The organism is uncultured Sphingomonas sp., assembly GCF_964244235.1.
Taxonomy (GTDB): domain Bacteria; phylum Pseudomonadota; class Alphaproteobacteria; order Sphingomonadales; family Sphingomonadaceae; genus Sphingomonas.
This window is the reverse complement of sequence record NZ_CAXTII010000081.1, coordinates 1-12,308: the sequence shown is the minus strand read 5'-3', so window position 1 is coordinate 12,308 and position 12,308 is coordinate 1. Positions and strand designations below refer to the sequence as shown.

The 12,308-nt window shown below is 67.0% G+C and carries 9 protein-coding genes; 7 read left to right on the top strand and 2 right to left on the bottom strand.

Annotation, left to right across the window (positions count from 1 at the left end; genetic code table 11):
* Positions 1–2,501 (bottom strand): ATP-dependent chaperone ClpB (clpB, locus tag ACFE7D_RS12105; protein ID WP_375395671.1); only part of this gene is annotated, 2,501 nt, incomplete at its 3' end.
* A gap of 217 nt (positions 2,502–2,718) precedes the next feature.
* On the opposite strand from clpB, the gene ACFE7D_RS12100 reads away from it, so the two are divergent.
* The 7 genes from ACFE7D_RS12100 to ACFE7D_RS12070 all read left to right on the top strand — a co-directional run bounded on the left by ACFE7D_RS12100 (position 2,719) and on the right by ACFE7D_RS12070 (position 11,180).
* Positions 2,719–5,559 carry a M16 family metallopeptidase gene (locus tag ACFE7D_RS12100; protein ID WP_375395670.1) on the top strand — a complete coding sequence of 947 codons (2,841 nt, stop codon included), beginning with the start codon at positions 2,719–2,721 and terminating at the stop codon, positions 5,557–5,559.
* A gap of 27 nt (positions 5,560–5,586) precedes the next feature.
* The gene (locus ACFE7D_RS12095) at positions 5,587–5,886 is read left to right on the top strand and encodes a hypothetical protein (RefSeq protein ID WP_375395669.1); all 300 of its coding nucleotides are present in this window, start codon (positions 5,587–5,589) and stop codon (positions 5,884–5,886) included.
* 275 nt (positions 5,887–6,161) lie between these two features.
* On the top strand, positions 6,162–8,072 hold the full coding sequence (locus ACFE7D_RS12090) for a CocE/NonD family hydrolase (RefSeq protein WP_375395668.1): 1,911 nt from the start codon (positions 6,162–6,164) through the stop codon (positions 8,070–8,072).
* Between the two features lie 14 nt (positions 8,073–8,086).
* Positions 8,087–9,907, top strand: coding sequence for a DUF885 family protein (locus tag ACFE7D_RS12085; protein ID WP_375395667.1), 1,821 nt, complete (start codon positions 8,087–8,089; stop codon positions 9,905–9,907).
* Between the two features lie 51 nt (positions 9,908–9,958).
* Positions 9,959–10,219 carry a helix-turn-helix transcriptional regulator gene (locus ACFE7D_RS12080; protein WP_375395666.1) on the top strand — a complete coding sequence of 87 codons (261 nt, stop codon included), beginning with the start codon at positions 9,959–9,961 and terminating at the stop codon, positions 10,217–10,219.
* A complete protein-coding gene (locus ACFE7D_RS12075; RefSeq protein WP_375395665.1) occupies positions 10,216–10,725 on the top strand; it encodes a hypothetical protein in 510 nt (169 codons plus the stop codon). Before ACFE7D_RS12080 ends, ACFE7D_RS12075 begins: the two co-directional genes overlap by 4 nt.
* Entirely contained in the window at positions 10,722–11,180 is a 459-nt protein-coding gene (locus ACFE7D_RS12070) for a hypothetical protein (protein WP_375395664.1), read from the top strand. The genes ACFE7D_RS12075 and ACFE7D_RS12070 overlap by 4 nt, the downstream gene beginning before the upstream one ends.
* Positions 11,181–11,248: 68 nt before the next feature.
* Here the strand turns inward: ACFE7D_RS12070 and ACFE7D_RS12065 are convergent.
* Positions 11,249–12,308 (bottom strand): FumA C-terminus/TtdB family hydratase beta subunit (locus ACFE7D_RS12065; protein ID WP_375395663.1); only part of this gene is annotated, 1,060 nt, incomplete at its 5' end.

The following is a 12,308-nucleotide window of genomic DNA, read 5'->3' as shown; positions in this document are numbered from 1 at the left end:
ATCAGGTCCGCCAGCGGATCCTGCAGATAGCGCTGCACCGCGCGCTTCAAGGGTCGCGCGCCATAGACCGGGTCGTACCCCACCCGCCCCAACCACATCCGCGCGGCGTCGGTCAGGTCCAGTGTCACCTTGCGATCCGCCAGCAGCTTGCCGACGCGGCCGACCTGGATGTCGACGATTGGGGCCATCTGCGCCTGGCCCAGCCGGTGGAACAGGATGATCTCGTCCAGCCGGTTGAGGAATTCGGGGCGGAAATGGCCGCGGACGATCTCCATCACCTGCGGCTCGACGCTCGCGACATCCTCGCCCTCGCCCAGGTTCGCGAGGTATTGCGACCCGAGGTTCGAGGTCAGGATGATGAGCGTGTTCGAGAAATCGACCGTCCGCCCCTGCCCATCGGTCAGCCGCCCGTCGTCGAGCACCTGCAACAGGACGTTGAACACATCGGGATGCGCCTTTTCCACCTCGTCGAACAGGACCACCTGATACGGCCGCCGCCGCACCGCCTCGGTCAGCACCCCGCCCTCCTCGTATCCGACATAGCCCGGCGGCGCGCCGATCAGCCGCGCGACCGCGTGTTTCTCCATGAATTCGCTCATGTCGATCCGCACCATCGCGCCCCCGTCGTCGAACAGGAATTCGGCGAGCGCCTTGGTCAACTCGGTCTTGCCGACGCCCGTGGGCCCGAGGAACAGAAAGGATCCGAGCGGCCGGTTCGGGTCCTGCAGCCCCGCGCGCGCGCGGCGCACCGCGGTGGAAACCGCGCGGACCGCATGGTCCTGCCCGATCACGCGCTTGCCGATCGTGGCTTCCATCGCCAGCAGCTTGTCGCGCTCGCCCTGCAGCATCCGTTCGACCGGAATGCCGGTCCAGCGGCTGACGACGCCCGCGATATCGTCCGCGGTCACTTCCTCGCGCAGCATCGCGCCGTGCGTCGCGCCCTGCGCCTCCTCGACCTGGCGGACGAGCGCCGGGATGGTGCCGTAGGACAGCTCGCCCGCGCGCGCGAGGTCGCCCGACCGCTGTGCCTGGTCCAGTTCGAGCCGTGCGGCGTCGAGCTGCTCCTTCAGCTTCGCGCTGGCGCCGATCTTGTCCTTCTCGGCCCGCCAGCGGGTGGTGAGCGCGCCCGACTGTTCCTCCAGATCGGCGAGCTCGGCTTCCAGGTTGCCGAGCCGGTCGACACTCGCGGCATCGGTCTCGCGCTTCAGCGCCTCGCGCTCGATCTTCAACTGGATGATACGGCGATCCAAATTCTCGATCGCCTCGGGTTTCGATTCCACCTCCATGCGGATGCGCGATGCGGCCTCGTCCATCAGGTCGATCGCCTTGTCGGGCAGGAAGCGATCGGTGATGTAGCGGTTCGACAGCGTCGACGCGGCGACGATCGCGCCGTCGGTGATGCGGACGCCGTGGTGGAGTTCGTACCGGTCCTTCAACCCGCGCAGGATCGAGATCGTGTCCTCGACGGTGGGTTCGCCGACCATCACCGGCTGGAAGCGCCGCTGGAGCGCGGGGTCCTTCTCGACATATTTGCGATATTCGTCGAGCGTGGTCGCGCCGACGCAGTGGAGTTCGCCGCGGGCGAGCGCAGGTTTGAGCAGATTGCCCGCGTCCATCGCGCCTTCGGATTTCCCCGCGCCGATCAGTTGATGCATCTCGTCGATGAACAGGACGATATCGCCCTCCGCCGCCTTCACCTCGTCGAGCACGCCCTTCAGCCGTTCCTCGAACTCGCCGCGATATTTCGCACCGGCGATCAGCGCGCCCATGTCGAGCGCCATCAGCCGGCGGTCCTTGAGCGTGTCGGGCACGTCGCCATTGGCAATGCGCAACGCGAGCCCTTCCGCGATCGCGGTCTTGCCGACGCCGGGTTCGCCGATCAGCGCCGGGTTGTTCTTGGTCCGGCGTGCGAGGATCTGGATGGTGCGGCGAATCTCCTCGTCGCGGCCGATCACGGGATCGAGCTTGCCGTCGCGAGCCGCCTGCGTCAGGTCGCGCGCGAATTTCTTCAGCGCGTCGTAGCGGTCCTCCGCGCCGGCGCTGTCGGCGGTGCGGCCCTGGCGCAGTCCGTTGATCGCGGTGTTCAGTGCCTCGGGCGTCGCGCCGGCGGCCTTCAGCGCCTTGCCCGCCGCGGTGTTCGGCGACAGCGCGAGTGCGACCAGCAGGCGTTCGACGGTGACGAAGCTGTCGCCACCCTTCTGCGCGATCTGTTCTGCCTGGTCGAGCACGCGCACCGCGTCGTTGTCGATCCCCGGCGATGCTTGCGCGCCCGAGCCGGAGACGGCGGGGATCTTCGCGAGCGCGAGATCGGTTTCGGACAGCGCGCGTTTCGCATCGCCCCCCGCCGCGGCGATCAGGCCCGAGGCCATGCCCTGCTCGTCCTCCAGCAGCGCCTTCAGGATATGTTCGGGGGCGATGCGCTGATGGTTCATGCGGATCGCGACGGTCTGCGCGGACTGGAGGAACCCTTTCGCGCGGTCGGTGAATTTTTCGAGGTTCATACGGTGTCCCTGCGGTTTGGCCGGAAGGTAATGTTGTATTTGGGCAACACAAGTTGCCTGTCGTCAAATCCGTCATTAAAAGCCCGGCATATCGGCTGCGGGAGACTGGCTTTCGCCGGGAACGGTTTTCGCCCGGGGTGACGGAAGTGGCACGAAGGACGGTTGCACGCCCCCTCGCGACTGATACATTGCCGGCACAGGGATCGGGGAGAATATCATGACCAAGGCATTCGCGCTGACCGGCGCGGCACTCGTCGCGCTGGCGGCACCCGCGGTGGCGCAGGACGCGAAGCCCGCGCCGGTGGCCGATCTGGTCAAGGCGGTGGATATCCCGTTCGAACAGTTCACGCTGCCCAACGGCCTGCGCGTCGTCGTCCATACCGATCGCAAGGCGCCGATCGTCGCGGTGTCGGTCTGGTATCATATCGGGTCGAAGGACGAGCCCGCGGGGCGCACCGGCTTCGCGCATCTGTTCGAGCATCTGATGTTCGGCGGGTCGGAGAATAGCGACCAGAGCTGGTTCCAGCCGATGCAGGCGATCGGCGCGACCGGCCTGAACGGCACCACCTATTTCGATCGCACCAATTATTTCGAGACGGTGCCGCGCGGCGCGCTCGACACCGCCTTGTTCCTCGAAAGCGACCGGATGGGGCACCTGCTGGGCGCGATCACGCAGGCGAAACTCGATATCCAGCGCGGCGTCGTCCAGAACGAGAAGCGCGGCAACGACAACCAGCCCGGCGGCCTGGTCGACTACAAGGTGCTGGCGACGCTGTTTCCCGAAGGCCATCCGTATCACCACACCACGATCGGCTCGATGGCGGACCTCGACAAGGCCAGCCTGGCGGACGTGAAGGGCTGGTTCCGGCAGCATTACGGGCCGAACAACGCGGTGCTGGTGCTGGCGGGCGATATCGACGTCGCCGCGGCGAAGCCGCTGGTGGCGAAGTATTTCGGCGACATCCCGGGCGGGCCCGCGAACGTCCCGACCCAGGCCGCGGTGCCGACGCTGCCCAAGCGCGTCGATCTGACCTTCAAGGATCAGGTCGCGCAGACCACCGTCACGCGCGTCTGGGCGATCCCGGGCTCGCTCGATCCGTCCGCGCCCGCGCTGGACATGGTGGCGAGCATCATCGGCGGGCTGCAGAGTTCGCGTCTCCAGCAGAGCTTGGTGCGCGGCAGCAAGGTCGCGGTGAGCGTGAGCGCGGGATCGGACAATTTCGAGCGCGTCGGCGAATTCCAGATCGATGCGGTGGTGAAGCCGGGCGCGGACCCGGTGGCGGTCGGTGCCGCGATCGACGCCACGGTCGCCGACTTCATCAAGTCGGGTCCGACCGAGGCCGAACTGCGCCGCGCCAAGACCTCGTCGATCGCCAGGACGATCCGCGGACTGGAGGGCGTCGGCGGGTTCAGCGGCAAGGCGGTGACGCTCGCCTCGGGTGCGGTCTATGCAGGCGATCCGGGATTCTACAAGAAGGAACTGGCGGAGACGGCGGCGCTGACACCGGCCGCGGTGCAGGCGGCGGCGCGGACATGGCTGTCGCGGCCGGTGCTGGCCTATACGCTGGAGCCCGGGCAACGCGACGCCTATGAGGAGGCGGCGAGCGTCATCGCGGCGACGCCCACCGCGCAGCCCCCTGTCAAGGCGCCGGCGTCCGCCACCGGCCCCGCGCCGACCGCGACGCGCGGGGCGATCCCGACGCCGGTCCAGACCGCGGACCTCGATTTCCCGAAAATCGAACATGCGACGCTGTCGAACGGCATCGCGGTCGAATTCGCGCGGCGCAGCGCGGTGCCGATCGTCAACGTCTCGATCGATTTCGACGCGGGCGCCGCCGCCGATCCCAAGGCGAAGCTCGGCACGCATTCGCTGATGCTGCGCGTGCTGAAACAGGGCACCGACCGCTACGACACCGAACAGATCGCGGAGACGCAGGAGGGGCTCGGTACGCGCATCGACACGTCCGCGACGATGGATCGCACCAATGTGTCGATGGCAGCGCTGACCCCCAATCTTGCCGCCTCGCTCGACCTGATGGCGGATATCGTCCGCCACCCTGCGTTCCGGCCGGCGGATATCGACCGCGTCCGTGGCCAGCAACTGGCGGGGATCGCGGGGGAGACGAAGGAGCCCGTGCCGCTCGCCCTGCGCGTGCTGCCGCCGATGCTCTACGGCAAGGACAGCCCGTACGGCGTGCCCTTCACCGGCACCGGCGATGCCGCGGTCGTCGCGACGCTGACCCGCGCGGACCTCACCGCGTTCCGCGATGCGTGGCTGCGCCCCGACAAGGCGACGATCTTCGTCGTCGGGGATACCAGCCTGGCGGCGGTCATGCCGCTGCTCGAACGCAGTTTCGGCGGCTGGCATGTGACGGGAACGGCGCCGACCAAGGACTTCACCGGCGCGCTGCCCGCCCCCAGGGGGCGGATCGTCGTCATCGACCGGCCGGGCGTGCCGCAATCGCTGATCTTCGCCGGGCAGCTGCTGCCCAAACAGGGCACCGACGATCTCGTGCCGCTCGATCAGGCGAACAATGTGCTGGGCGGCAGCTTCCTGTCGCGGCTGAACATGGATCTGCGCGAGACGAAGCATTGGTCGTACGGCGTGCAGGGGTTCCTCAACGTCGTTCAGCATACCGTGCCCTATCTGATCTATGCCCCCGTCCAGGCGGACCAGACCGGCCCCTCGATCGCGGCGATGCGCGGCGATATCGCCAGCTTCCTCGGCGGCAAGGGGGTCACGCCGGCCGAACTGACACGGACGGTCGACGGCGCCGTCCGCGCGCTGCCGGGCCGGTACGAGACCGCAGGATCGGTGCTGGGGGCGATGGAGGGCAACCAAATCTATGGCCGGCCCGACGATTACCAGGCGACCTTGCCCGCCCGGTATCGCGCGCTGACCGCGCCGGTGCTCGATGCGGCGGCGAAATCGGCGATCGATCCCGACAGGATCACCTGGGTCGTCATCGGCGACGCGGCGAAGGTCAAGCCGCAGCTTGACACGCTGGGCCTGCCGGTCGAGGTCGTCCCCGCAGCGCCCGGCCAGGGCACGAAGTAGATCGTTCGAAGATCAGGAGAGAATGCGATGGCGAGCGTGGACGGAAGCTGGGATTGCGTGGTCAAATCGCCGCTGGGCGACCAGAAGCTGACGCTCGGCATTGTGAGCGACGGCGCGAGCTTCTCCGGTACCGCGTCGGGCGCGATGGGATCGAGCGACGTGTCGGGCAGCGTGGACGGCGATACGATCACCTGGACGCAGTCGGTCAGCGTGCCGATGCCGATGACGCTCGATTGCAAGGCGACCGCGGCCGGCGACACGCTGTCGGGCACGGTCGGTGCGGGCGCATTCGGCAGCTTCCCGCTGACGGGGTCGCGGGCGAAGTAAGCGTTCCCCCGCGAACGCGGGGGCCCGGGAGCCATGGGCGGTGAGTTCCGTTACCCTGGGCTCCCGCTTTCGCGGGAGAACACGGGCCCGTCGCTTACCCCAGCGGCGGGCTCTTTCGTCATGCCGGGACGAGCCCGGCATCCAGAGCAACAGGCGGTAACCCTTGCGGCTCTGGATGCCGGGGCGCCCGGCATGACGGGGGAGGCAGTTAGCGCGTTGACATTCCCCTTGCTCGCGAAGACGTTGCGGCCCGAGCCGAACAGGGAAAACACCGCATGATCCGTACGCTGCCCGCTGCCGTCTCGCTCGTCGCTCTTGCTGCGGCCCCCGCATTCGCGCAGATATCCGCGGCGCAATATGACGAACGGCCAGCCAAACTCGCGCCGCGCGACGAGGGTTACGGCTATACCCGCCGGGTCGTCGATATCCCGATGCGCGACGGGACCAGGCTTCACACCGTCATCGCGATCCCCAGGGGTGCGACGGGCGTCGGCATGCTGATGACCCGGACGCCCTATGACGCCGAGGAACTGGCGAGCACGACGCCGGGCATCTATGCCAGCCTGCCGGGCGGCGACGATACCGACCAGGACCCGGTCACCGCATCGGGCTATATCCGCGTGTTCCAGGACGTGCGCGGCATGCACAAGAGCGAGGGCATCTACATGATGAACCCCGCGCCCGCCGGATCGCCGTTCAACCCGACGAAGTTCGACGATTCCACCGATACCTACGACACGATCGACTGGCTGGTGAAGCACGTGCCCGAATCGAACGGTCGCGTCGGGATCATCGGGATCAGCTATGACGGGTTCCTGCCGCTGATGGCGCTGATCAACCCGCACCCCGCCCTGAAGGTGTCGGTGCCGATGAACCCGATGGTCGATGGCTGGCGCGGCGACGACTGGTTCCACAACGGCGCGTTCCGCGAGGAGATGATGTCGTACATCATGAGCCAGGAGGGCACGCGCGACGCCTCGACCAAATGGCATGAGCCGGTCGCAGACGATTACGATTATTACCTGAACGGCGTGTCGGCGGGGGCGATCGGCAAGACGCAGGGGCTCGACCAGCTCGGTTTCTGGCGCAAGATCACCCAGCATCCGGCGTATGACCGCTTCTGGCAGGAGGCGGCGATGGACAGGATCCTGGCGAAGCAGCCGCTGAAGGTGCCGGTCATGCTCGTCGCGAGTCTGTGGGACCAGGAGGATATCTACGGCGCCCCCGCGGTGTGGCGCGCGCTGAAGCCCAAGGACGTGGGTAACGACATGGTCTACATGTCGATGGGTCCGTGGCATCACGGCCAGGAGGCGGGCGAGGCCAGCACGCTCGGCGCGATCAAATGGGATCAGGACACCGCCAAATATTGGCGCCGCCATGTCCTGGCACCCTTCCTTGCGCATTATCTGAAGAGCGACGCGCCGCCGATGGACGTCGCGACCGTCTCCGCCTTCCAGTCGGGGACGAACCAGTGGCAGAAGTTGCAGACATGGCCGACCACGGTTGGTGGTGGCGTGCCCTTGTACCTGAAGCCCCGCGGCGGTCTCGGCTTCGACGCGGCGACCGGCCCGGCACAGACGCGCGACTATATCTCGGATCCTGCCGCGCCCGTCGCGTTCCGCGTACGCCCCACGAAACCGACCTACGCGACCGGTTCGACCTGGCGGCAATGGCTGGTCGACGATCAGCGCGGGGTGTCGGGACGGCCCGATGTGATCGAGTTCGCAACCGACATACTGACGCAGCCGGTGACGATCGCGGGCACGCCCGAGGTGCATCTTACCGCATCGACCAGCGGCACCGACAGCGACTGGGTGGTCAAGCTCATCGACGTGTATCCCGAAGGGCTGACCGGCGACAGGACGATGGCGGGGTACGAGCTGGGCGTCGCGATGGACATCTTCCGTGGCCGCTACCGCGAGGATCTGTCGGTCGCCAGGCCGATCGCGGCGAACGTGCCGCTCAAATACGGCTTCGCGCTGCCGATGACCAACCACGTCTTCCGCCCCGGTCACCGGATCATGGTGCAGGTCCAGTCGAGCTGGTTCCCGCTCTACGATCGCAATCCGCAGACCTTCGTCCCCAACATCTTCTTCGGAAAACCCGCGGACTATGTCGCGGCGACGCAGAAGGTGACGGTCGCCGGACCCGACGAAAGCTACATCACCCTGCCGGTGACGAAGTGAGAACCGATAGGACGATGAGCAATATGACGCTGAAACGCCGCGCCTTCCTGTTCGGCTCCGCGGCGACCGGGGCGGCGGCGATGCTGCCGCGCATGGCCTTCGCGGCCGAGGCCGGCACGCCGCTTAACGCGATGTTCGACGGCTTCGTCCAGGCCGAGCTGCGGCGCAGCCCCGAATTCGCGACCAATGCCGGGCTCGACAAGGGCGCGAACGCGGATTTGCGCGGCAAGCTGTCCGACCAGTCCGCCGCTGGCATCGCCGCCAACCGCGCGGAAAGCCGTGCGCAGCTGAAACAGCTGGAGGCGGTGGACCGCGCCGTGCTGACCGCACCCGAACGAATCGATCTCGACTGCGTCCTCTACACGCGCCGGTCGGCGGCGGCGGTGGCGGCGTTCGATTTCGGCGGGTCGTCCTACGGCCCCAGCCCGTACGCGGTATCGCAGCTGTCCGGATCGTATCAGTCGATCCCCGACTTCCTCGACACCAAGCACCGGATCGATACCGCAGCGGACGCCGACGCCTATCTGTCGCGGCTTGCGGCGTGGCCGGCGCAGCTCGATGCGAACACCGACCGGATGCGGCACGATGCCGGCGTCGGCGTGATGCCGCCCGACTTCATCCTCGACCTGACGCTGGAGCAGCTCGGCAAGACCGCGACCCCCGCGTCCGACGCGCTGGTCGTGCGATCGCTCGCGCGCCGCGCCGCGGCCAAGGGGCTGGGTGATCGCTACGCCACCGATGCCGCGCGCCTCTACACCGACAGCGTTCTGCCCGCGCTCCAGCGCCAGCTTGCTTATGCCAGGGACCTGCGCGCCAAGGCGACGCACGACGCCGGCGTATGGAAACTGCCGCAGGGCGAGGCCTTCTACCCCGTCGCGTTGAAGGCGACGACGACGTCGAGCAAGACGCCCGACGAGGTCCACAAGTTCGGGCTCGACCAGGCCGCGATGCTGACCGCCCGGCTCGACACCGAATTGAAGAAGCAGGGCTATACCAAGGGCAGCGTCGGCGAACGCATGGCCGCGCTCTACAAGGACCCGGGGCAGGTCTATCCCAACACCGATGACGGCAAAATGCAGGCGATCGCGTACGCCAACGGCCGGCTCGACGCGATCCGCACGCGCCTGCCGACCGTCTTCAACCGCGTCCCGCCCTACAGCTTCGAGGTGCGGCGCGTGCCTGCGCAGACCGAAGCCGGCGCCGCGGCGGCATTCAGCCAGTCGCCCGCGATCGACGGGTCGCGGCCCGGCCTCGTCTATTTCAACCTCAAGGATGCGGGCGACTGGCCCAAATTCTGCCTGGCGACGACGGTGTTCCATGAAGGGCTGCCGGGGCACCAGATGGAGGGCGGGCTCGCGCTGTCGAACACGCGGCTGCCGCTGATCCGCAAGCTGTCGGGCTTTTCGGGCTATGGCGAGGGCTGGGCGCTGTACGCCGAGCAACTGGCGGACGAGATCGGAATGTACGACGACGACCCGCTCGGGCGGCTCGGCTACCTCAAGTTCATGCTGTTCCGCGCCAATCGCTGCGTCGTCGATACCGGCATCCACCACCTGCGCTGGACCCGCGAACAGGGCATCCGACGCTTCGTGGAACAGGAGGGCGAGACGCAGGGCTTCGCCGCGCGCGAGGTGGAGCGCTACTGCGTGAACCCGGGCCAGGCGGCGAGCTATAAGCTGGGCCATTCGGTGTTCGTCGGCATCCGCGAGAAGGCAAAGGCGACGATGGGCGCGAAGTTCGACCTGAAGGCGTATCACGACGCGGTGCTGGTGAATGGCCGGGTGCCGCTGGATGTGTTGCAGGCGATCGGGGAGGAATGGGTGGCGCGAGGGTAGTAGCCGCTCGAAATCTATTGCGTAAACACAACAAACCGGTAGGTTGATGCGGTGAATAACCGAATCGCCTTGTTCCGTAGCGACCGCTCGGTATCGCGCCGCGACTTGGCGGAAGCGGTGGGCGTGAATCCGCAGACGATCGGGTATCTGGAGCGCGGCGATTACAATCCCAGCCTCGAACTGGGCTTGAAGATCGCCGGTTATTTCGGCGTGCCGGTGGAGATGGTCTTCTCGCTCGCGCCGTTCCCGTCGCTGACCGACGCGCTGCGTGGTGAAGCTACGATCCGCCCATCTGAGGAGATCGCCGCATGACGACGCCCCCCGAGCGGTACGACTATCTGAAATGGCATGCGAACGCGCGGAGACGCCGTCCGCGTCACCGGGACACGCGATGGACCTTAACCGTCGTGCTTGCCGCGATGCTGACCTTCGTCATCGTCGCCACGATCTTGAACGATCCTACCCGCCCGTTCTTTCCGCCATTTCTGATTATCCCGATGCCGATGATCGTAGCGACGAACCGATCGCCCTTCGCGCGCGACACCTGGCTGACCGAGCGTGGTTTGCAGCAGTATGACGAGTTCGAGCGTGCCGCGCTGGGCCGTGCGACGACGCGGGCGTATCTATCGCTCGTACTGGGTCTGACCGCCGTTCTGCTGCTGGCCGCCTTGGCGCTGGATGTCGGGGAACGCATCACGATAACCCCAGGCCTGTTCCTCATCTGGGCGACCGCCGTTCCCGTACTTGCGTTCACCCTGCCGGTGTTGATCGCCGAATGGACCGTGCCGATGCCCGATGCCGAGGACCAGCAACCATGAACCACAAGACCATTCCCGAACGGCTCGACGATCTCGTTCTGTGGACCGGCATTCCCCAGCGCACGCCCCAGATTAGCCAGCGGCCCGTCCGTCGGCGACCGTTGCGCTGGCCTGCGACGATCGCGCTTGCGCTGGCGATCGGCGGATTTGCGACGATGGTAGCGGGTGGCTTTTCAGGGCGTGCCTTTTGGCCAAGTAAGGCCGCGATGACGATCGGATTCGTGATCGCGGTCTTCGTCCAGATATGGGGACCGCTCAAACCGTTCGGCGCGCTCAACGAGCAGGTCGACGAATGGGATCGAACGGTGCGCGCGCGCTCCTACCTCGTCACCTTCGCGGCGTTTGCGGTGGTGACGATGCTGGGTATCGGGGTGCTGCTGCAACTCGCGGTTCTGTATCCGCCCGCGTCCACCGCGATCGAACGCGGGCTCGATGGCTTGCTGTTCACCTGCTGACGATCGGCACGGCGACACCCACCGCCTATGCCAGTTGGCGCTGGCAATGGCGCGATGCCGACTGACGCTCACGCCCCGACCAGCAACCCTTCCCGCGCGATCTTTTCCCGCCACACCAAAGGCGCCAGCTGGTGGACGTTGGCGCCCTCGCTATCCACCGCCACCGTGACCGGGAAATCCGCGACCTCGAATTCGTAGATCGCCTCCATCCCCAGGTCCGCGAAGCCGACGACCTTCGAGCCCTTGATCGCCCGCGCGACCAGATAGGCCGCGCCGCCGACCGCCATCAGATAGGCGGACTGCGCCTCCGCGATCGCCTTTGTCGCGTCGGGTCCGCGTTCCGCCTTGCCGACCATCGCGAGCAGGCCCTGGCCGAGCATCATGCGGGTAAACTTGTCCATCCGCGTGGCGGTGGTGGGGCCAGCGGGGCCGACGACCTCTTCGCCCACGGGATCGACCGGTCCGACATAATAGATCACCCGGCCGCGGAAATCGACGGGCAGGGGTTCGCCCGCGTCCAGCATGTCCTTGATCCGCTTGTGCGCGGCGTCGCGGCCGGTCAGCATCTTGCCGTTCAAGAGCAGCCGGTCGCCCTGTTTCCAGCCGCGCACGATCTCCGGCGTCAGCGTGTCGAGGTCGACGCGGATCGCGGCCTTGTCCGGCGTCCAGTGGACATCGGGCCATTCGTCGAGCCTGGGCGGTTCGAGATAGACCGGGCCCGATCCGTCCAGCGTGAAATGCGCGTGGCGGGTCGCGGCGCAATTGGGGATCATCGCGACCGGCTTGGACGCGGCATGCGTCGGCCAGTCGAGGATCTTCACGTCGAGGATCGTCGACAGCCCGCCCAGCCCCTGCGCGCCGATGCCGAGCGCGTTGACCTTGTCGTAGATCTCGATCCGCAAGCGTTCGATGTCGTTCGCGGGGCCGCGGCGTTTGAGCTGCGCCATGTCGATCTGACCCATCAGCGATTGCTTGGCGAGCAGCATCGATTTCTCCGCGGTCCCGCCGATGCCGATGCCGAGCATCCCAGGCGGGCACCAGCCGGCGCCCATCTGCGGCAGCATCTCCAATACCCAGTCGACGATCGAATCGGACGGGTTCATCATCTTGAACTTGGATTTGGCCTCG